20 protein-coding genes and 1 tRNA gene are annotated in these 19,407 nt (G+C 63.8%); 4 read left to right on the top strand and 17 right to left on the bottom strand.

Translation table 11 applies throughout. The features are described from left to right. Nucleotides 1-65: 65 nt before the first annotated feature. Nucleotides 66-1,727 carry an ABC transporter permease gene (locus tag PLAV_RS00925; RefSeq protein WP_011995091.1) on the bottom strand — a complete coding sequence of 554 codons (1,662 nt, stop codon included), beginning with the start codon at nt 1,725-1,727 and terminating at the stop codon, nt 66-68. A gap of 148 nt (nt 1,728-1,875) precedes the next feature. On the opposite strand from PLAV_RS00925, the gene PLAV_RS00930 reads away from it, so the two are divergent. After that, complete coding sequence (locus PLAV_RS00930; protein WP_011995092.1) at nt 1,876-2,916, top strand: ABC transporter ATP-binding protein; 1,041 nt, start codon at nt 1,876-1,878, stop codon at nt 2,914-2,916. Between the two features lie 60 nt (nt 2,917-2,976). Continuing rightward, entirely contained in the window at nt 2,977-4,035 is a 1,059-nt protein-coding gene (locus PLAV_RS00935) for a Fe(3+) ABC transporter substrate-binding protein (protein ID WP_245545193.1), read from the top strand. A 118-nt stretch (nt 4,036-4,153) separates the two neighbouring features. Here the strand turns inward: PLAV_RS00935 and PLAV_RS00940 are convergent, their stop codons facing one another. From PLAV_RS00940 to PLAV_RS00970, 8 genes are all read right to left on the bottom strand, one after another. After that, on the bottom strand, nt 4,154-4,936 hold the full coding sequence (locus PLAV_RS00940) for a heme ABC transporter ATP-binding protein (RefSeq protein WP_011995094.1): 783 nt from the start codon (nt 4,934-4,936) through the stop codon (nt 4,154-4,156). Further along, nucleotides 4,933-5,988, bottom strand: a complete 1,056-nt coding sequence (locus PLAV_RS00945) for a FecCD family ABC transporter permease (protein ID WP_011995095.1) — start codon at nt 5,986-5,988, stop codon at nt 4,933-4,935. Before PLAV_RS00945 ends, PLAV_RS00940 begins: the two co-directional genes overlap by 4 nt. Then, on the bottom strand, nt 5,985-6,875 hold the full coding sequence (locus PLAV_RS00950) for a heme/hemin ABC transporter substrate-binding protein (protein WP_011995096.1): 891 nt from the start codon (nt 6,873-6,875) through the stop codon (nt 5,985-5,987). The genes PLAV_RS00945 and PLAV_RS00950 overlap by 4 nt, the downstream gene beginning before the upstream one ends. Further along, the gene (locus tag PLAV_RS00955) at nt 6,872-7,924 is read right to left on the bottom strand and encodes a hemin-degrading factor (RefSeq protein WP_011995097.1); all 1,053 of its coding nucleotides are present in this window, start codon (nt 7,922-7,924) and stop codon (nt 6,872-6,874) included. The genes PLAV_RS00950 and PLAV_RS00955 overlap by 4 nt, the downstream gene beginning before the upstream one ends. A 22-nt stretch (nt 7,925-7,946) precedes the next feature. Next, nucleotides 7,947-8,744, bottom strand: a complete 798-nt coding sequence (locus tag PLAV_RS00960) for an energy transducer TonB (protein WP_168713159.1) — start codon at nt 8,742-8,744, stop codon at nt 7,947-7,949. Nucleotides 8,745-8,764: 20 nt separating this feature from the next. Beyond that, on the bottom strand, nt 8,765-10,981 hold the full coding sequence (locus PLAV_RS00965; RefSeq protein ID WP_049767668.1) for a TonB-dependent hemoglobin/transferrin/lactoferrin family receptor: 2,217 nt from the start codon (nt 10,979-10,981) through the stop codon (nt 8,765-8,767). An 89-nt stretch (nt 10,982-11,070) separates the two neighbouring features. Continuing rightward, complete coding sequence (gene hemP, locus PLAV_RS19205) at nt 11,071-11,244, bottom strand: hemin uptake protein HemP (protein WP_083762447.1); 174 nt, start codon at nt 11,242-11,244, stop codon at nt 11,071-11,073. Nucleotides 11,245-11,438: 194 nt separating this feature from the next. Beyond that, a complete protein-coding gene (locus PLAV_RS00970) occupies nt 11,439-12,053 on the bottom strand; it encodes a superoxide dismutase (RefSeq protein ID WP_011995101.1) in 615 nt (204 codons plus the stop codon). Nucleotides 12,054-12,272: 219 nt separating this feature from the next. On the opposite strand from PLAV_RS00970, the gene PLAV_RS00975 reads away from it, so the two are divergent. Together PLAV_RS00975 and PLAV_RS00980 are read left to right on the top strand one after the other, a co-directional pair. Beyond that, the gene (locus PLAV_RS00975) at nt 12,273-12,719 is read left to right on the top strand and encodes an Hsp20 family protein (protein ID WP_011995102.1); all 447 of its coding nucleotides are present in this window, start codon (nt 12,273-12,275) and stop codon (nt 12,717-12,719) included. A 64-nt stretch (nt 12,720-12,783) separates the two neighbouring features. Beyond that, a complete protein-coding gene (locus tag PLAV_RS00980; protein ID WP_011995103.1) occupies nt 12,784-13,083 on the top strand; it encodes a DUF1150 domain-containing protein in 300 nt (99 codons plus the stop codon). 74 nt (nt 13,084-13,157) lie between these two features. Here PLAV_RS00980 and ptsN read toward each other — a convergent pair whose 3' ends face one another. The 8 genes from ptsN to PLAV_RS01020 form a co-directional block, all read right to left on the bottom strand. After that, the gene (ptsN, locus tag PLAV_RS00985) at nt 13,158-13,622 is read right to left on the bottom strand and encodes a PTS IIA-like nitrogen regulatory protein PtsN (RefSeq protein ID WP_011995104.1); all 465 of its coding nucleotides are present in this window, start codon (nt 13,620-13,622) and stop codon (nt 13,158-13,160) included. Between the two features lie 127 nt (nt 13,623-13,749). Continuing rightward, entirely contained in the window at nt 13,750-14,331 is a 582-nt protein-coding gene (gene hpf / locus PLAV_RS00990; protein WP_011995105.1) for a ribosome hibernation-promoting factor, HPF/YfiA family, read from the bottom strand. A 335-nt stretch (nt 14,332-14,666) separates the two neighbouring features. Next, a complete protein-coding gene (rpoN, locus tag PLAV_RS00995; RefSeq protein ID WP_011995106.1) occupies nt 14,667-16,214 on the bottom strand; it encodes an RNA polymerase factor sigma-54 in 1,548 nt (515 codons plus the stop codon). Between the two features lie 28 nt (nt 16,215-16,242). After that, complete coding sequence (gene lptB, locus PLAV_RS01000) at nt 16,243-17,046, bottom strand: LPS export ABC transporter ATP-binding protein (protein WP_011995107.1); 804 nt, start codon at nt 17,044-17,046, stop codon at nt 16,243-16,245. Between the two features lie 91 nt (nt 17,047-17,137). Then, nucleotides 17,138-17,731: a lipopolysaccharide transport periplasmic protein LptA gene (gene lptA / locus PLAV_RS01005; protein ID WP_011995108.1), complete on the bottom strand. Its 594-nt coding sequence runs from the start codon at nt 17,729-17,731 to the stop codon at nt 17,138-17,140. Further along, on the bottom strand, nt 17,728-18,447 hold the full coding sequence (lptC, locus tag PLAV_RS01010) for an LPS export ABC transporter periplasmic protein LptC (protein ID WP_011995109.1): 720 nt from the start codon (nt 18,445-18,447) through the stop codon (nt 17,728-17,730). Before lptC ends, lptA begins: the two co-directional genes overlap by 4 nt. Before the next feature lie 94 nt (nt 18,448-18,541). After that, complete coding sequence (locus PLAV_RS01015) at nt 18,542-19,153, bottom strand: ribonuclease D (protein WP_011995110.1); 612 nt, start codon at nt 19,151-19,153, stop codon at nt 18,542-18,544. A 59-nt stretch (nt 19,154-19,212) separates the two neighbouring features. Beyond that, nucleotides 19,213-19,299 (bottom strand) — tRNA-Leu (locus tag PLAV_RS01020). Between the last annotated feature and the right edge of the window lie 108 nt (nt 19,300-19,407).

Here is a 19,407-nt window from a genome sequence, read left to right on the forward strand (position 1 = left end):
TGTCAGTTTGACCGCTCGCCGGTTGTTTTCCAAGCAAGACCGGACCGTGCGAGCGGCGTGATGCCTCACTTTTCCGTGTGGACCGGCACGAGGCCCCGCCGTGCGCTGCTGCGAAAGAGTGACAGGCTGAGCAGGATCGTCGGAATGAGGCCGAGCGCCACGATGGCAAGCGCCGCCGTCGACGCCTCCGCCAGCCTTTCGTCGGAGGCAAGGCGGTAGGTGCGCGTCGCCAGCGTCTCGAAGTTGAAGGGCCGGAGAAGAAGCGTCGCCGGAAGTTCCTTCATGACATCGATGAAGACGATCAGCGCCGCGCTCGCCAACGCGCCGCGCAGCAGCGGCACATGGATGGCGCCAAGCACCCGCCGCGGCGACGCCCCGAGACTGCGCGCCGCCGCATCGAGCGTCGGATGAATTTTCTCAAGCCCGCTATGGGTTGCATTGAACGCTGCCGTGAGAAAGCGCGCGACATAGGCGAAGACGAGACCGGCAATGGACCCCGTGAGAATGAGGCCGGGCGAGAAGCCGAGATGGTTGTTCGCGAAGGAACCGAAGGCACGGTCGATATCGGTCGACAGCGTGAGAATGCCGATGGCGATCATCGCACCCGGCAGCGCATAGCCGAGCGTCGCAAGCCGGATCGACACACGGTTGAACCTCGTTGGATGCAGCCTCTCACCATAGGTGAGCAGCAGCGCCAGAAGCGTGGTCAGTGCGGCCGCAACGCCTGCAACCGTGAGGCTGTTCCAGGCGAAGTCGAGGAACCGCCTGCCGAATAGCGGATCGCCTTCCAGGATCGCATAGCGAAGCAGCACAAGCGCCGGAACCACGAAGCCGAGCAGCACCGGCAGCGAGCAGGCGATGAGCGCGGCCCACCCACGAACGCCCTTCAGTGTCCGTGGCTGTGCCGCCATGTCGCGCGACAAGGGATTGGCGACACGGCCACGCCGGCTCACCATCTCGATGAAGACGAGCGCCAGCGCAAAGACGAAAAGCCATGCCGCGATCTGCGCGGCGGCAAGCGCATCGCCGAGATTGAACCAGGTGCGGAAGATGCCGGTGGTAAGCGTCTGCACGGCGAAATAATCGACGACACCGAAATCGGAAATCGTTTCCATGAGCACGAGCGCGAGCCCGCCCGCAATGGCCGGCCGGGCGCAGGGCAGCGCCACACGGATAAACGCGCGCCACGGACGCGCGCCGAGCATCCGCGCGGCGTCGAACAGGGCCGCGGATTGACGCTGGAAAGCCGTGCGCGCGAGCAGATAGACGTAAGGGTAGAGGACGAGACCGAGCATGATGGCGGCGCCGGGCAGCGAGCGCACGGGCGGAAAGTAGTAATCGGCGGCGCCCCATCCCGTCACGCCGCGAAGCGCCGTCTGCACCGGGCCTGCGAAGGAGAGAAGATCCGTATAGACATAGGCAACGATATAGCCGGGCGTCGCGAGCGGCATCACCAATGCCCAGTTGAGAATGCGCTGCCCCGGAAAGCGCGTCGAAACCACGAGCCATGCCGTGCCGACGCCGATAAAGGCGGTGATGAGGGCAACAAGCCCCATCAGCTTGAGCGTGTTCCACACATAGGTCGGCAATACGGTTGCGCTCAGATGCGCCCAATTCTCGCTGGCGGGCGCGGTCAGGCTCCACAGCACGGTGAGGGAGGGGGCGAGCGCGACAAGCGCCACGGCCAGGGCTGCCACCGTCCAGCCGGAGCCGAAACGCTGCTTCATCCGCTCCCCGATGGTCGGACCGGGGGGAAACCGATCTTTTTCCGTGACTGACATAGCGCAGTTGTGACAAATACCGCCCGTGGCGGCAAAGTAATTTTGCTACGCATTTGCAGCTGTGTCAGCGTGTAGCGCTGTTTGCGAGGTATTCATGGCCCTGGCGTTTCGAAACGTCGGACACAGTTTCGGCGACCATCGGGTGTTGTCCGGCGTTTCGCTTGAAGCGCGGCAAGGAGAAATCCTGTGCCTGCTCGGCCCCTCCGGCAGCGGCAAGACGACATTGCTGCGGCTCGCGGCAGGCCTCGAGGCATTGCAGGAAGGCAGCATCGATCTCGGCGGCGCGTTGCTCGCGGCGCCCGGGCGCGACGTGCCGCCGGAGAAGCGGTCGTTCGGCATGGTCTTCCAGGACCATGCCTTGTTCCCCCACCTGACGGTCGCGGAGAATGTCGCCTTCGGTCTTGCAGGAAGGCCAAAGGAGCAGGCGCGCCAAGTGGTCGCGGAGCGGCTCGCCTCTGTCGGGCTGGCAGGGTTCGAGGATCGTTACCCGCATACGCTTTCAGGCGGTCAGCAGCAGCGCGTGGCGCTTGCCCGCGCGCTTGCGCCGTCACCCGCCGCCATGCTGCTCGACGAGCCGTTTGCGAGCGTCGATGTCACACGCAGGCGGGCGCTGCGCGAGGAAGCGCGCCGCGCGTTGAAAGCGGCTGGCGTCATTACACTTGTCGTCACGCATGATCCGGTCGAAGCGATGGAAATTGCCGACCGTATCGCCGTGATGGAGAAGGGCCGCATCGCCCAATGCGCGACGCCGGAAGAACTCTATGCGCGGCCTGCGAGCGCGCTTGTCGCATCGCTGTTCGGTGAGGCGCAACGCTTTCCGGCAACGGTGTTCAAGGGCGAAGCGGTGACGGCCTATGGTCCGGTGCCGGCGGAAAATTTCGCCGATGGAACGGCGGTTGAAGTGATCGTGCGGCCGGAGGCGGTGACGCTTGCGGCGGCGGAGAGCGGCCAGGAAACCTTCAACATCGCCGACATCCGCTTTCTCGGACGCGACTGGCTTGTGCTGCTGACGAACGCACAATCGCCGATGCTCGAGCCGCTGCGCGCGCGCGTCTCGACGCTTGAGGGGCTCGAGACCGGCGCCGCCATCGCGCTCCGCTTCGACCCTTGCGGGACGTTCATTTTTGCGGCGTGACCGCGAGAAAGCGGCGGTTTGCCTCACTTGCTTCTCCCTCATCCCCCGGATATTGTGCAAATGAAAATCGTTCGCAACGATAAGGATCGCACCATGCTTCGTCTTCTTGCCGGCATTCTCGTTCTTGCTTTCGCCCTCTCCGCAGCTGTCGGAGCGTCGGCGGAGACGAAGGAGGTGAACGTCTATTCGGCGCGTCACTACGACACCGATCTCGAACTCTATGACAGGTTCACTTCGGAGACCGGCATCCGCGTCAATCTCATCGAAGGCGACAGTGACGAACTGATCGCGCGTATCGAACGCGAAGGAAAGCAGAGCCCGGCCGACATGCTCATCACTGTGGATGCGGGACGGCTGTGGCGCGCGGAAGAGAAGAACCTCTTCTCGCCCGTGAAGTCGGAGATACTCGAAGAGCGCGTACCCGCGCATCTGCGCCACCCCGACGGGCTGTGGTTCGGTCTTTCCAAGCGCGCGCGCATCATCATCTACAACAAGGAGATGGGGCGCCCGGAGAAACTCGAAACCTATGCCGATCTCGCAGACCCGGCGAACAAAGGCATGCTGTGCATGCGTTCTTCGTCCAACATCTACAACGTCTCACTGCTCGCTTCGATCATCGAACATGAAGGCGCGGAAGAAGCGGAAGCATGGGCGGAAGGCGTCGTTGCGAATTTCGCGCGGCAGCCGGAAGGCAACGACACGTCGAATGTGAGAGCGGTTGCGGCGGGAGAATGCCGGGTCTCATTGGTGAATACATATTATGTGGGACGGATGCTCGGTTCCGGCAGCGAGGAAGACCGCGCGGCGGCCGAAAAAGTAGGACTTGTGTTTCCCGATCAGAATGGCCGCGGCACGCATGTGAACCTCAGCGGCGCAGGCGTGATGAAGCATGCGCCCAACCGCGAAAACGCCATCGCGTTCATCGAATTCCTGACAAGCGACTGGGCCCAGAAAGCCTTTACCGAAAAGAACCATGAATACACCGCCGTACCGGGCGCGACGGAAGTCTCGCCTGTTCCGGGTACGGACGAGTTCAAGGAAGACGAGCTGAACGCCAGCGCGCTAGGCCGCAACCAGGCGGAAGCGGTGCGGATTTTCGACCGGGCGGGATGGAAATAAGGGGCCTCGAAATCGGTCACTGTCACGTAACTGTCACAGAACCGTCATGAAGAGTTTTGCGAGCCGGGGGCAGGAAACTTGTCCCCGGCTTTTGCATGTCCGCCTCGGCCTCGAACCGTCAGGCGAGAATCGCGCGCGCGCCGTTTTCGCGGGTGAGGATTTCTATTTTCACGTCGAAACAGGCGCCGAGCTTATCCCCGGTCAATATTTCTTCCGCCGGACCAGATGCGAGCACGCTTCCGTCGCGGAGCAGGATGACGTCGTCCGCATAGGCGGAGGCGAGATTGAGGTCGTGGATCGCGGCGAGGACGCCGACACCCTCATCCGCGAGGCGGCGGGCGACGTCGAGCACCGCGCGCTGGTGACGAAGGTCGAGCGCCGAGGTCGGCTCGTCGAGCAGGAGATAGCGCGGGCCCGCATCGGCCTCGCCCGGACGGCGCCAGATCTGCGCGATGGCACGCGCGAACTGGACGCGCTGCTTCTCGCCGCCGGAGAGTGTTTGATAGGAGCGGTTGCGGAACTCGTCGATGCCGGTGAGACGGCAGGCAGCGGCGACGGCGGTTTCGTCGTCAAGCTGGCGCATGGTGCCGCTATGGGGCAGGCGGCCGAGCTCGACCACTTCCTCCGCCGTGAAGGCGAAATCGAGCACCGTGTTCTGCAACAGCACGGCGCGGCGCTGCGCGAGTTCGCGTTGCGGCGCATGGGCGAGCGGCGCCGCCTCGAGCGACACCTCGCCTTCGTCCGGACGGCGCTCGCCGGCAAGGACGGAGATGAGCGTCGACTTGCCGGCGCCGTTGGGACCGATCAGCGCGGTGACGCGGCCGGGCGGGATGGTGGCATCGACACCGGAGAGGAGACGCTTGCGGCCGGCAAGGATGGTGATGCCCCGGGCGCGGATCATGCGGACCTCTTGCGGTGCATGAGGAGCCAGAGGAAGAAAGGGCTGCCGATGGCGGCGGTGACGAGACCGATGGGAAGTTCCGCGGGTGCGACGACGATGCGCGCGAAACTGTCGGCGACGAGAAGGAGCGTCGCGCCTGAGAGGATCGACCCCGGCAGCACGATGCGGTGATCCGGCCCCGCGATCATGCGCACGACATGCGGCACGACGATGCCGACAAAGCCGATGACGCCGCTGACCGCGACGGCGGAACTGACGGCGAGGGCGGCGGCGATCATGACGATATGTTTGAGGCGCTGGACGGGAACGCCGAGATGAAGCGCCTCGCGCTCGCCAAGCAGCATCGCATCGAGCGAGCGGGCGCGCGTGACGATGACGGCAAGCGCCGCCGAAATCGGGATCGCCGACATGAGAACGGCATTCCAGTTGGCGGAAGCGAGGCTGCCCATGCTCCAGAAGGTGAAATCGCGAAGCTGTGCGTCATTGGCGAGATAGACGAGAAAGCCCGTCAGCGCCCAGGTGAGCGCGTTGATGGCGATGCCCGCGAGGAGGAGCATCGCGGTTGCCGCCTCGCCGCGCGACTGCGCGAGGCCCTGAATGGCGAAGGTGGCGGCGAGGCCGCCGCCAAAGGCCGCGAGCGGCAGCAGGAAGGGTGAGGCGGCAGCGGGAATGGCGGCGATGACGAGGCCGCCAAAGACGATGACGAAGACGGCGCCGAGAGCCGCGCCGCTGGAAACGCCGATCAGGCTTGGATCGGCCAGCGGATTGCGGAAGAGACCCTGAAAGGCCGCGCCCGCGCCCGCCAGCGCGCCACCCACGATGATGGCGAGGACGGCGCGCGGCAGCCGGATCATCTGGATGACGGCGGCGGTCTGCGCATCGACATCGAAGCCGAACAGCGCGCGCAGCACATCGGGCACGCTGACGGGAACCGCACCCGTTACCAGCGAGACGACGAAGGCTACACAGAGAAGCGCCGCGAGCCCGCCGAGAATGGCGGGACGCTTCAGCGAACGCGCGGAAGGCGGGGCGCTTTCGGCAATGTCGGTCATTGCGCCTCTGTCCAGGGACGCGCCGGGAGCGGTGCGAACTCATGTTCGGGATGAAGCGCCGCCGCGAGATCATGCAGCGCATGGGCGAGGCGTGGACCGAAGCCTGCGAGATAGAGCGCATCCATCATCACGACGCGGCCATTTTGTCCGGCGGGCGTGGCCTGGAAGGCCGGTTCGGCGAGGATGATCTCTGTACCGCCCAGCGTCTCGACCGTCTGGTCGGACATCAGGATGACGTCCGGCGCCGCGAGCGTTGCGGCTTCCGGCGAGAAGGGCTTGTAACCGCTGAACTCGGTGACGGCGTTGACGCCGCCCGCAAGCTCGATCATCGCGCTTGCCGCCGTATCGGTGCCGGAAACGAGCATGGCGCCCCGGCTCGTCTGGAGGACGAAGAGCACGCGGGGTTTGGAAGTCGTCTTCGCGATCTCCGCATTGACGGCGGCGATGTCTTCCGCGAAGGCCGCACGCAATTCGGCGGCCTCCTGTTCGCGGCCAAGCGCCTTGCCGACGGTCTCGATATGCCGTTCGACGGCTTCAGGCGTGTAGCCTTCGCTCATCTTCACGATGGGAACGCCGATCGCCTCCGCCTGCTGGAGCGCGGCGGGCGGACCGGCTTCGGAGCCGGTGAGCAGCAGGTCGGGTTTCAGCGAGAGAAGACCTTCCGCCGAAAGCTGACGGACATAGCCGATATTCGGCAGTTCGGTCGCCGCTGACGGATAGAGGCTCGTCGTGTCGACGCCGACAAGGCTCTCGCCCGCACCGAGCGCATAGACGATCTCGGTGGTCGAGCCGCCGACGCTGACAACGCGCGCGGGCGTGGCGGCATGGGCGGCGACCGCCGCCGCTGTGATTGTTGCGGCGGCGAGAATGGCGGCAAGACGCTTCATGCTGCTTCGCGCTCCGTCAACCCGTTGACGATGGCGCGCCAGGCATTGTCTTCCGGGACGCCGGGCTTGCGCTTGCCGAAAAGGGTGGCGATCAGCGTGCCTTCCTTGTCGAAGAGTTCGAGCGAGGTGACGGTGCCGTCTTCGGTCGGCTTCCAGACCACCCAGGCGCTGTCGATGTGATCTTCGCGGAGATGGAGATTGAACTTCTCGTCCATCACGTTGAACCAGGGGCCGGTGGGTTTCAGGTTTTCGACCGGGCCGGTATGGATCTGGATCATGCCGGGATTGCCGACGAAAACCATGATCGGCGTGGCCGTGTCTTGCGCCGCGAGAAGCGCCGCACGGAGCGAGGAGCCCGGCACGAGACGCGCGCGGTCCGGCCCCGCAAGGCGCAGCGCCTGCACGCGCTGGGTCTTGAACTTCATGAGAAGGCCGTGGAACTCATGCGTATCCTTCAGCGCGTCCCAGGCGGCGCGGAAACCGGCGACGTCGATCTCGCTGTCGGGAAGAGCGGGTTTGGGCGCGGGCGCAGGCACGATGTCGAGCGGCGACGCCTCGGTCGCGAAACGCGCAATGAGCGCGTCGAAGGCGGCGGCGTCCGATTGTTCCGTCTGGTAGATCTTGTGGATCGCGGTGCCTTGCGCGTCGAAGAATTGCAGGCTGCGGCGCGGGCCGCTTTCCATTTCCTCGACAATGGCGAAGCCGGACTTCCACTGCGAGAAGAAGATGCGCAGGTCGATGTCGTCGCCGACGATGAGGCCGACATGGCCGCCGCCTTCAAGCGCGCCGTAAGTGCCCTTGCGCTCATGCACGACGGATTCATTGCGCGTCAATGCCATGACGCGGCCAAGCGCGGGAACGGCGGCGATGATGTCGCGCCATTCGGGACGGAGCCGCGTGACGGTGCTCCGCTCATTGCCGAGGGCCACGAGTTCGGCCTCGCTGATACCGAGCTTTTCCGCGAGCACGCGGGCGCGCAGGTTCGGTTCTTCTGCGAGAAGGGCGGCGCGGCGCGCGATCAGCGCCTCGGTGGACGAATTTGCAGACATGGAGTCTTTCCTTTCATCTGCTTCAGTTGAGAGCGAAACGTACAGGGATCTGAACCCAGGCGACGACGGGCTTGCCGCCGCGCCGCGCGGGTTCGAATTGCCAGCCGCGAACGGCGGTGAGGGCGGCCTTGTCGAGAAGCGCGAAGCCGGAGCTTTTCCAGACCAGCACTTCGGCGGCATTGCCGCTCGGATCGAGCCGGACGCGGATCAGCGCCTCGCCTTCCTGCTCGAGATCGCGCGCCCGGCGCGGATAGACCGGCGGGCGCGGCGGCGAGCGGAAACGCGGCTCGGTGAGAAAGACTTTGTCGCTTTCGCGGCCTTGCGTGTCTTCAAATCCCTTGGCGGCGCCCTGGCCGCGGCCATCGCTGACGGACGGCGCGAGGGAGGCCGTTTGCACCGGTTGCGCGGCGGCTTCGGCTGCCTGTAGCGGCTCTGCCGCGGCGGCGCTGATTTCGGGCGTGACGTCGGGCGTGATCTGCGGCTCGGGTTCGACTTTCCGTTCGACCACGGCCGGCTTCACCACCGGTTTCGGTTGGGGTTTCACTTCCGGCTGCGCGGGCGCGACGACAGGCTTTGCCTGTATCTGCGGCGCTTTTGGCGCGGGCTCGGAGAAATTGACCAGCGTGACGGAAAAACCGTCTGGATGTCCTTTCGGTGCCGGGGCGCCTTCGCCCTGCCACCATGCAAGCGCACCCGTGAAGATGGCCGCGTGCAGAAGAAGGGAAACCGCCACCGGCCGGCGGAGCGCACGATGGTTCCAGACGAGAACGGAGGAACCGTCGCTCTCGTCTGTCATGCGTCCGTTGGCGGTGGCGGTCATGCTCATGTCCGTGTCTGTCTTCAGAAGCGAACGGTTGCGTTGATGCCGAAATTGCGGCCGGGCTGCGCATAGCGCCCGGTGAGCGGGCTGCCGGAGGCAAGGCCGGCGACATCCTGGGCGAAGTAATATTCCTCGTCGAAGATGTTGAAGATGCCGGCATTCACGGTCAGGTGTTCCGACATGTCGTAATAGGCCATGAGGTCGACCAGCGTGTAGGACGGCGCCTCGAAATTGCCGGGCGTTGCGTTGCGCGTGTCGCGCCAGGCATGGGTGGCGACGAGTTGCGAGCCCCAGCTGTCGCCTTCATAGGCGAGACCGAGAACGCCCTTGAGCGGGTCGACCGAGTCGATCGGGTCGCCGGTCTGGTCGTCCTCGCCGCGCGCATAGGCGAGGCTGCCGATAAGCGCCCATTCCGGCAGGAAGCGGTATTCGCCCTTGGCTTCGGCGCCGTAGATCGTGACTTCGGCGAGGTTCTGATACTGGAACTGCATCAGCGGCGGCACGCCGCCCACGCCGAGGAGGACCTGGTCGATGAAGTCTTCATAGGTGTTGTAGAAGCCTGCGACCGAGAAGCTCGATCCGTCGCGGAACTTGCCGCGCAGGCCCGCCTCGAAGCCGTCGCTCGTTTCCGGCTTCAGGTTCGGGTTCGGAATGATTTCATAACCGAAGGTCGTGTGCTGCCAGGCATAGTTTGCGCTGTCATAGGGCGGCGCGCGGAAGCCATGCGCGTATTGCGCGAAGATCTTGTATTCCTCGGTAAGCGCGAATGTCAGGCCGAGCTTCGGAGAGATTTCCGTCTCCGTCATGTCGACCGGCACGTTGGTGCCCGCCGAGTTGAGGAACATCCGGTCGATCTTCGTATCGAGCGAATAATAGTCGAAGCGGAGCGCCGGAATGATGTTCAACCGGCCGATGCCGATATCGTCCTGCACATAGACGCCCGCCTTGATCGTCTCGGTATCCGGGAAGTTCTTGTTCGGGAATGTCTCGAAGCCGACGACATTGGTGGTCGTGTTGGTGATGAGGTTGGTCTCGGTCCGGTAGCGGGGGCGCGAGGTTTCCGTGTAGTCGGCGGTCACGCCATAGGTGAAATCATGCGTGAAGCCCGCCCATTCGCGCGTCAGGCCGAACTGGAAGTCGCCGCTGAGAATCTCCTGATTGAAGTGAAGATCGGAGAGGCGGAGAACCGTGCTGCCGCTGCGGAGCTGTTCGGTATGCTCGACGCGGTCGAGCTTGGTGTAGCCGATCTTGAGTTCCATGCGGTCCGCGATCGGCGTCGGCATCCGGTGGGAGTAGGCGGCGCTGACGAAGTAGCGGTCGGTCTCGTCGGTCGCTTCGGAACGATTGACGGTGCCGGTTTCTTCGCTCAAGAGGCGGATATCGGCCTGCTTGTTGTCGAGCTGGCCGGTGAAGGTGAGCTTGTTGCTGTCCGGCCCGTTGAAGACGAGCTTGGCGAGGAACGAGTTCGACTCATAGTCGATCGGATTGGCGACATAGCTGCTGTTCGGTTCGACCTCGTGGCCGTCGCGGCGCGTATAGAGGCCGAGCATTTCGACATTGCCCGCGCGGACGGCGCCGGTTGCCGATTCCGTGAAGCTCTCATCGGAGCTGTCATAGCCGCTCTTGAGGCTCGCATACCAATCCTTGTCGAAAATATCGAGATAGTCGGACGGGTCTTTCGTCACATAGGAGACGACGCCGCCGAGACCATCGGAACCGTAAAGCGCGGAGGCCGGGCCGCGAATGATTTCGACGCGCTTCATGCTGTCGAGATCGAAGAAGTCGCGCGTATAGAGGCCGCCCGCGGAAGCGTCGATGTAATCGGGCGCAGTGAAGCCATCGACCAGCACCAGCACGCGATTGCCGCCGATGCCGCGAATGGTGAAGTTGCCGGCGCCGACGCGGGTCGGCGAATTGCTGACCGAGACGCCCGGCTCGTAGCGCACGATGTCCTGCATCGAATTCGCGTTGCGGCGCTCAAGCTCTTCCGCCGTGATGACGGAGACGGTGCCTGCGACATCGTTGATCGCGGTCGGATTGCGCGTCGCGGTGGAGGTGACGGCGTCGAGCTGCGTCGCCTTGGGCGCGTCTTCCCCGGTGTCTGTGCCGGTGGTGTCCTGAGCCTGCGCCACGGAGATCGCGGCGAGGGAGGTGGTTGCGAAGAGGAGAGATAGAAGGGGGAGTCGTCGTGTATTGATCGTTGCCATTTCCCAGTCCCGGTTATGCGTGAAAAGCATTCCTGGCTGGCTGGCCCCCGCTTCTCTGCTCGCGGGTCTGGCTGGCTCGGTTGCCTTGTATGACCGCCCGGCCCCTGCCGGACGCTTCTCTATTTGATGAGGATCAGCTTGTTGCTGTTGGTCAGACGAAGGCGGTAAAGCTCCTCGCCATGCCGGATAATGAGCTCCCGTCCGCCGGCGAAAAGATCGGCGCTGGCGACGGCGGGCGTTGCGCCTGCCGCCGTGACGCGGATCGTCCGGTCCGGAGCGGTACTGCTGGTCATCGGTCCCCTTGGCTCCTGCTTCCCATCATGAGAATGACTCGCAGTATCATGCGCAAGTAGCGCAGGCAACCGCTATTTTCCCATGTGAAAATTGTGGGTATTCAGGCGCGAAGAGAAGATCGAGAAAAAATGGCTGAATCGCTGGAAAAAGGGCGGGGAGCCCGGCAGCCCCTGCGCCGCCGGGCCGCACCCGGTCAGGCGGTCTGGAGGTCCGCCTTCTCGAAATTCGCGGCCGCGAATTCCCAATTCACGAGGTGGTCCAGGAAAGCGTCGAGATAGTCCTGCCGCTTGTTCTGGTAGTCGAGATAGTAGGTGTGCTCCCAGACATCGGTGGTGAGGATGGGAACATCCTTCTTGCCGGCAATCGGCGTCTCGGCATTGGCGGTGCTGTAGATCTTGAGCTTGCCGCCCGACAGCACGAGCCAGCAATAGCCGGAGCCGAACTGGCCCATCGCCGTTTTCTTGAAGGTTTCGGCAAATTTCTCATAACCGCCGAGATCGGCGTCGATACGCTCCGCCAGCGCGCCTTTCGGCCTGCCGCCGCCCTTGGGCGACATGGAATTCCAGTAGAAATCGTGGTTCCAGACCTGCGCGGCGTTGTTGAAGAGCGACTTCTGCGACGCATCGCCCGCCACCTTGCGGATCAGCGGCACGAGTTCCAGGCCGGCGAGCTCCGTGCCCTCGATCAGCCCGTTGGCCTTCTCGACATAGGACTTATGGTGCTTGCCATAATGGAAGGAAAGCGTTTCCGCCGAGACATGCGGCGCGAGCGCGTCTTCGGCATAGGGGAGGGGAGGAAGTTCGAGCATGGCTCATCGTCCTTTCGCTTGCAGTAGCCTTACCCTGTGAGTTCGGCCTTCGGCGGGGCATTTCAAGGCCGCATGCTGCCTTTGTCGCTCCCAAGGACGGAATTCGAGGGTCAAGCCGGACGGCTTGCAACAATGTAACAGGGTCCCCACATATCCTTCACGCGGTGCCGGGAAACGGGCCGCGAATGGCAAAGTCGCTTGAGACACGGGACTTTGGAAATGACGCGAACGATGCAGTTCAACAGCCCTTTTCTCCTGGGCTTCGATCAGATGGAGCGGCTGCTCGAACGAGTGGCCAAGGCGTCGGACGGATACCCGCCCTACAATGTCGAACAGGTTTCGACGGAGGCGGGCGACCAGCTCCGGATCACGCTGGCGGTGGCCGGTTTCTCCCGCGACGAACTCGCCGTCACGGTGGAGAACAACCAGCTCGTCATCCGCGGAAGGCAGCGCGACGACTCCGACCGCACCTATCTCCATCGCGGCATTGCCGCACGGCAGTTCCAGCGCTCGTTCGTTCTGGCGGACGGGATCGAAGTGAAGGGCGCGATGCTTGAGAACGGCCTCCTGATGGTCGATCTCGAAAAGCCCGAACCGAGCCGGACAGTGCGAACCATCGAGATTTCCGAAGCCGCATCCGAGCCGCTGTCCCGCAGCGCGGATTGAACTCAAGCGACGGAGTTGGCCCTTTGCTTCCGTGTAACAAGGAAGGGCTTGAAAGGAGTAGATCATGAACGAATCCGAATTCGACGCCGAAGGCGAAGAGAAGACGGGCTGGGGCGTGAACGATTTTCGCAAGCTGACGCCCGAAATGTTCGCGAATGTCGGCGTGCCGAACGTCGTCTATGTGCGCGAAGTGCTGGCGGGCGAACTCGCCGGCGAGATCGGCTCGGAACTCGATGTTCCCGCAGATACGCGCCTCTTCGCGGTGCATGCCGCCAACGGCGTTCGCATGGCCGTGCTCGACGACCGCGACGCCGCCTTCGCGGGCGCCCGCCAATACGACCTGGAACCGCTCAGCGTCCACTGAGTGCGTGCAGCACGACGAACGAAAAAAGCCCCGCTCGGGAGAGCGGGGCTTTTTGTTTCTCAGTGTCCGGAATGTCAGGCGGCGTTGGTGGCGGCCGGTTCCGTGAGGATCGCGAAGAGCGCGGAGGCGTCTTCCGAGGCGCGGAGCTTTTCCACCACGGCCGGATTGCGCAGCAGGCGCGAAATGCGCGCCAGCGCCTTCAGGTGATCCGCACCCGCCGATTCCGGCGCGAGCAGCAGGAAGATGAGGTCGACGGGCTGATCGTCGACGGACTCGAAATCGATCGGCGTATCGAGCCGCGCGAAGAGGCCGTGGAGACGGTCGATATCGGCGAGCTTGCCATGTGGAATGGCGATGCCCTGGCCGACGCCCGTGGAGCCGAGACGTTCGCGCTCCAGCAGCGTTTCGAAAATTGCCCGCTCGGAAAGCCCCGTCAGTTTCGCGGCGCGCTCCGACAGGTCCTGCAGCGCCTGCTTCTTGCTGGTCACTTTCAGGTGAGCGACGACGCTCTCCGGCTGTACCAGATCTTCAAGCTCCATAATCCGAATCCTGTGTTGCGACGCCGCCAGATGCACCCGCCTTTGCGGCGTGCCTGACCGGACGGACTGGGCATTTCCGCCATCCTGCCTGCTCTCGCCGACGGGAACGGGTTTTGCCCTCACTGTTTCAAGCCTTCTGAACATCGCGGCTCGTATCGATCCAACCGATATTTCCATCCGGCCTGCGGTAGACGAGGTTGAGGCCGTTTGCTTTCCCGGTACGGAACATAACGAAGGGCGCCTCGCTGAGATCCATCTGCATGACGGCGTCTCCGACGCTCAGCACGGGGATGGATGTGGTGCCTTCGGCAATGATGACGGGCTGGGCGTCTTCCGCCTCTTCCTCGTGCTCGTCGCCCGGATGAAGGACGAAGGACGGGTAGGATTCGGCGGGCAGCTCAACCTTGTTGTTATTGTTGTGGTTCTTCAGCCGGCGCTTGTAACGGCGAAGACGCTTCTCCAGCCGCTCAAGCGCGGCTTCAAAAGAGGCGTAGACCTCGTTCGCCGTACCCTGCGCGTTGACGCGCAAGCCGGAGCTGAGATGGGCCGAACAATCGGCCCGGAATTCGTGGCCCTGCTTCGTCAGCGTTACCTGGCCGTCGACAGGGCGATCGAAATATTTCGTCACGGCGGCTTCGAGCCGCTCGGTCGCATGGGTGCGGAGTGCATCCCCCACGTCGAGATGATGTCCGCTGACCTGAACCTGCATGAAAGACCTTCCCGGGGTCACTACGCTACAAATGACGGTTGCCGGACGATTTGTCCGGGCCTTCCGCCCTTAAGGAAACCTTGCACGCCGTTTCCGGGCGGCCACTCGCCGAACGACGGCTCGGCCTGCGTTCGAACTTGCCATTGCACATGCCGCCTGCGCGGCCTAACCCACCGCCTCACCACCCGGAAATCGACCCGGGGGGCGTTTGAGCGCGTGGAAACTAGTTGGCCCTCTCATGGGTGTCAACCGCGCACCGGAAGGGGCCGGAAACCCTTTATATTTCAAGCATGTATAGGCCGGGAAGCAAGCAGGGAAAAGGGCCGCGGAGAGACTCACGCATAGGCCTTTTTTTCGCGCCTGCGCTGCACGGAAGAGGGAATGTTGAGTGCTTCCCGATACTTGGCGACGGTGCGCCGCGCAATATCGACACCCTGGCCCTTCAGGATATCGACGAGATTGTCGTCCGACAGCACCGCATCCGGGCGCTCGACATCGATCAGTTCCTTGATCCGGTGACGCACGGCTTCCGCCGAATGCGCCGCGCCGCCCGATGAGGAGGCGATGGAGGAGGTGAAGAAATACTTCATCTCGAAAATCCCGCGCGGCGTCGCGATGTATTTATTGGCGGTGACGCGGGAGACCGTCGATTCATGCATCGAGATCGCCTCGGCGATGGTCTTCAGGTTCAAGGGCTTCAGATGCTGAATGCCGTGAACGAGGAACGCATCCTGCTGGCGCACGATTTCGGACGCGACCTTGAGGATCGTCCGCGCGCGCTGATCGAGGCTTTTGACCAGCCAGTTCGCATTGTTGAGGCACTCGGAGAGATAGGCCTTGGCGCTCGGATCGCCCGAAAGCTTCGACACTTCCGAATAATATTGCTGGTTCACGAGCACGCGCGGCAGCGTCTCGGAATTGACTTCCACCATCCAGCTTCCATCGGCGCGCGAACGCACGAAGACGTCCGGTATCACCGGCACGACAGGCTCTCCGCCAAAGGCGAGGCCGGGCTTCGGATTGCAGGTGCGGATGTCCTCCACCATGCTCGCGATATCCTCGCGGTCGGCGCCGGTGAGCTTCATCAGCGTGTCGAAATCGCGCTTCGCGAAGAGTTCGAGATTGTCGAGAAAGGCCTGCATCGCCGGATCGAGGCGATTGCGCTCCGCGAGCTGCAGTGCGAGACATTCCTTGAGGTTGCGCGCGCAGATGCCGGTCGGCTCGAATGTCTGCAGAACCTGCAGCACCGCCTCCACATCCTCGACATCGGTTCCGAGACGTTCGGCGACCTCCGCGAGATCGGCGGTCATGTAGCCGGTCTCGTTCACCTGGTCGATGAGATAGGCGCCGATGAGACGGTCGCCCGCGGTCTTGAGCGCGGTGTTCATCTGTTCGGTCAGATGTTCGGCAAGCGTTGCCTCGCGCGTCAGCGTGGCAGCGAAGTCGTAATCGCCGTCGCCGGTATTGCCGCCGCCGCCCTTCATGTTCTGCCAGTCGGAGCCCGTCGGTCCCGGCGCGTCGGCGGCCGCCGCCGCTGCATCGTTCTGCATGTCGGCGCGGGATTCATCCGCATAGACATTGTCGTAATCGGTGTCGATGTCGCCGTCGCGGCCAGGCAGCGGCCCGTCATCGGTGAGCGAAAGCGATGTCTCGGACGTGGTGACGGTTTCGCGATCCGTTTCAGGCGCGGCGCGTTCTTCGCCCGTCCGGTCGGAAGGATCGGAGGTCGTCGCTTCGAGCAGCGGATTACGCTCTAGTTCCTGTTCGACATAGTCGGCAAGTTCGAGATTGGACAGTTGCAGCAGCTTGATCGCCTGCTGCAGCTGGGGCGTCATGACCAGGGACTGCCCCTGGCGCATCTCGAGTCTCGGTGCTAGTGCCATGATGTTGTCGGCCCCCCGGCTCTCATTCCTAGAGGCTGAACCGTTCGCCGAGATAGAGCCGCCGCACGTCCTCGTTTCCCACGATGGCGGAAGGGTCGCCTTCCATGAGCACGGTGCCGTCATGGATGATGACAGCGTGGTCGATGAGCTCCAATGTCTCGCGAACATTGTGATCGGTGATGAGAACGCCGATGCCGCGATCCTTCAGATGCGCCACGAGATCGCGGATGTCGCCGATCGCGATCGGATCGATGCCGGCGAAAGGTTCGTCGAGCAGCATGAAGGAAGGTTGCGTGGCAAGGGCGCGGGCGATTTCGACGCGCCGCCGCTCGCCGCCCGAAAGCGCGATGGAGGGCGTGCGCCGGAGATGCGTGATCGAGAATTCGGCGAGCAGGTCGTCGAGTTCGGCCTCGCGGCGGTCGCGGTCCGGTTCGATCACTTCAAGCACGGCGCGGATATTCTGTTCGACCGTCATGCCGCGAAAGATGGACGCTTCCTGCGGCAGGTAGCCGATGCCGCGCCGGGCGCGGCGATACATGGGCAGACCGGTGACATCGTCGCCATCGAGCGAGATGGTTCCATAATCGGGCTGGATGAGGCCGGTAATCATGTAGAAGACGGTGGTCTTGCCCGCGCCATTGGGGCCGAGCAGGCCGACAGCCTCGCCGCGCTGGACATGAAAGCTGACGCCGCGAACGACCGGGCGGCCCTTGAAGCTCTTGCCGAGTTTATCGACCCAGAGACCGGGATTATCCGCGACAAGATGAGGTCCGCCGCGGTTTTCCGCCTGCGTTTCCCCATGCTGAAGCTGTTTTCCCGTCGCGCTCGCCATCAAATCCCCACTTCTTAACAATGCCATCAAACTCACTTGGCATTAAAATTGTATGAAGTGAAGGAATTAACCAAGCCCTCTTTGTATAAAATCAGTTCCCGCCGGGCTGGAAGAGACCTTTTACGCGCCCGGTGCCGCCGGTTTCCCCACTTACGCCGGTGCCCCCGCCGACCACGCGGGCACGGCCGCTGTTAAGATCGACGAAGAGTTTCGCGCCGCGGATCACGTTCTCGCCCTGCCGCAGCACGACCGCATCGCCCATCTCGATCTCGCGCGTGGCAATGAGGTAATTGGCCCATTCGCCGCTGGCCGACTGCTCGTCGGGCGAGGAGACGAAGACATTGCCGGTGGCGCGAAGCCGCTCGATGCCGGAGCCGTTCGAGCTGCGCGGCGCATAGAAGACGACGATCCGGTCTGCCTTCATGCGGATTTCGCCCTGCGCGACACGGACATTGCCGATAAAGGTGGCGGTGCTCTTCGTATCCTCGACTTCGAGCGAATCGGCCTCGACCTCGATCGGTTTGTCCGGATCGGTGCGGAAGCCGCCAAGCGCGCCGCCGCCTTCGCCCGCCGTCTGCGCATCCGCCGGCACCGCGACGGCGAGCCCCCCGGCAAGGAATGCCGCGAAGACAAGGGTGGAAAGCGCGGCCCCGCCCTGCGACCTCAAACCCGTCCAGCCCATCATTCGTCCCCCTCGCTCGGCTGATCCGGCAGGATCAGCATTTTTACATTGCCGTCGAAACGCAGAACCTGCGTCGCGTTATGGGCGCGCATGCGGTCGGCGCGCAGCGTTCCAAGCGGTCCCTGGCCCGTGACTTCCTTTTCGCTCGTCAGCATGCCCTGGTCGAAATCCACCGTCGCCTCTTCGCCATGCACCTCATAGCCCCAGGTGGTGAAGATATCGATCTGCCGCGAGAGATTGAGCGTTTGCGCCTCGGAGTCGTAGCGCCCGCTCGTCGCCGTCAGCGACAGCCAGTCTTCTTCCTCGTTGAACTTGATATCGGCCTGGATGTTGTCCAGCGTGACGAAATTCGGGCTGGCCGGGTCCTGCGTCGCATTGTCGGCGGTGATGACATAGGGCTTGCCGTCGCTGGTGACGCCGTCGAGACGCGGGCTCACCATGCGCAGATCGCTCGGCTGCGTGTCGATTTCGCGGAAGGTGACTTCAAGCCTGTCGTCGCTGTCGAAGACGCCGGAATAGACCAGCACCACGCCAAGCAGCACAATGGCGCCGACGGGCAGGCCCACCTTCATCAAGGAAACGAAGCTGCTGTAGCGGCTGTTGACGGGGCGGTCCTGGACGGGGCGCGGCGGCACGGGCGCGGCGCTGCGCGGGGCGGGCCGTCTCCGCCCCGTGGCCGGATCGCCGCCGGACGGATCGTCGCCGGAACCCTCGCTCATGCCTTCTCGCTCCACATCCACCCGCGCGCAGTATGCGCGGAAGCTCCATAATGCGTCAACGAAGGGGCCGCTCCGGCCTCAAGGGCGGGCGGCGTCAATGAGCGAAGATATCTTCTTCCGGCCAGCCCGCAAGGTCGAGCGCGGCGCGAACCGGAAGAAAGGCGAAACAGGCCCTGGCGAGTTCGGTGCGGCCCTCGCGGGCGAGCATGCCGTCAAGCACCGACTTGATCTCGTGAAGGTGGAGAACGTCGGACGCCGCATAGCTGAGCTGCGCGTCGGTGAGGCTGGCGGCACCCCAGTCCGAGCTTTGCTGCTGCTTCGACATGTCGATATTGACCAGTTCTCGCGCGAGATCCTTCAGACCGTGACGGTCGGTATAGGTGCGGACAAGCTTCGAGGCGATCTTGGTGCAATAGACCGGCGCCGTGACCACACCGAGATAACGCTGCAGCATGGCGACGTCGAAACGCGCGAAGTGGAAGATCTTGAGGATGGCGGGATCGGCCATCAGCGCCCTGAGGCGCGGCGCGTTATAGGTGCCGCGGTCGAGCTGGACGATATGGGCGTTGCCGTCGCCCGCCGAGAGCTGGACCACGCAGAGCTGGTCCCGCTCGGGATGGAGGCCCATCGTCTCGGTATCGACAGCGACGCTTTCGCCGAAGGAAAGCCCCTCGGGGAGATCGCCCCTGTGCAGCGTGACCGCCATGTTCCGGCTCCGCTTGGCCCCGAAGGGCGGCAGCGGCAGAGGCCGCCGCGAGAAAAGAGTGGTGCCCAGGAGAAGACTCGAACTTCCACGCCCTTGCGAGCGCCAGCACCTGAAGCTGGTGCGTCTACCAATTCCGCCACCTGGGCACGTGCCGTGTTGCTTAAATAGGGCCCGTCATATTGTCAATGGAGGAGCGGCATCAATGACGGCGCGCCCGCTCTTTGCCCCGCCGTCCGCATAGGCTATCAAGGGAG

This window comes from Parvibaculum lavamentivorans DS-1 (genome assembly GCF_000017565.1).
Classification (GTDB): domain Bacteria; phylum Pseudomonadota; class Alphaproteobacteria; order Parvibaculales; family Parvibaculaceae; genus Parvibaculum; species Parvibaculum lavamentivorans.

Coding starts and splice junctions, on each gene's coding strand:
- PLAV_RS00925 (WP_011995091.1), bottom strand. CDS start 1,727: ATGAAGCAGCGTTTCGGCTCCGGCTGGACGGTGGCAGCCCTGGCCGTG.
- PLAV_RS00930 (WP_011995092.1), top strand. CDS start 1,876: ATGGCCCTGGCGTTTCGAAACGTCGGACACAGTTTCGGCGACCATCGG.
- PLAV_RS00935 (WP_245545193.1), top strand. CDS start 2,977: ATGAAAATCGTTCGCAACGATAAGGATCGCACCATGCTTCGTCTTCTT.
- PLAV_RS00940 (WP_011995094.1), bottom strand. CDS start 4,936: ATGATCCGCGCCCGGGGCATCACCATCCTTGCCGGCCGCAAGCGTCTC.
- PLAV_RS00945 (WP_011995095.1), bottom strand. CDS start 5,988: ATGACCGACATTGCCGAAAGCGCCCCGCCTTCCGCGCGTTCGCTGAAG.
- PLAV_RS00950 (WP_011995096.1), bottom strand. CDS start 6,875: ATGAAGCGTCTTGCCGCCATTCTCGCCGCCGCAACAATCACAGCGGCG.
- PLAV_RS00955 (WP_011995097.1), bottom strand. CDS start 7,924: ATGTCTGCAAATTCGTCCACCGAGGCGCTGATCGCGCGCCGCGCCGCC.
- PLAV_RS00960 (WP_168713159.1), bottom strand. CDS start 8,744: ATGACCGCCACCGCCAACGGACGCATGACAGACGAGAGCGACGGTTCC.
- PLAV_RS00965 (WP_049767668.1), bottom strand. CDS start 10,981: ATGCTTTTCACGCATAACCGGGACTGGGAAATGGCAACGATCAATACA.
- hemP (WP_083762447.1), bottom strand. CDS start 11,244: ATGACCAGCAGTACCGCTCCGGACCGGACGATCCGCGTCACGGCGGCA.
- PLAV_RS00970 (WP_011995101.1), bottom strand. CDS start 12,053: ATGCTCGAACTTCCTCCCCTCCCCTATGCCGAAGACGCGCTCGCGCCG.
- PLAV_RS00975 (WP_011995102.1), top strand. CDS start 12,273: ATGACGCGAACGATGCAGTTCAACAGCCCTTTTCTCCTGGGCTTCGAT.
- PLAV_RS00980 (WP_011995103.1), top strand. CDS start 12,784: ATGAACGAATCCGAATTCGACGCCGAAGGCGAAGAGAAGACGGGCTGG.
- ptsN (WP_011995104.1), bottom strand. CDS start 13,622: ATGGAGCTTGAAGATCTGGTACAGCCGGAGAGCGTCGTCGCTCACCTG.
- hpf (WP_011995105.1), bottom strand. CDS start 14,331: ATGCAGGTTCAGGTCAGCGGACATCATCTCGACGTGGGGGATGCACTC.
- rpoN (WP_011995106.1), bottom strand. CDS start 16,214: ATGGCACTAGCACCGAGACTCGAGATGCGCCAGGGGCAGTCCCTGGTC.
- lptB (WP_011995107.1), bottom strand. CDS start 17,046: ATGGCGAGCGCGACGGGAAAACAGCTTCAGCATGGGGAAACGCAGGCG.
- lptA (WP_011995108.1), bottom strand. CDS start 17,731: ATGATGGGCTGGACGGGTTTGAGGTCGCAGGGCGGGGCCGCGCTTTCC.
- lptC (WP_011995109.1), bottom strand. CDS start 18,447: ATGAGCGAGGGTTCCGGCGACGATCCGTCCGGCGGCGATCCGGCCACG.
- PLAV_RS01015 (WP_011995110.1), bottom strand. CDS start 19,153: ATGGCGGTCACGCTGCACAGGGGCGATCTCCCCGAGGGGCTTTCCTTC.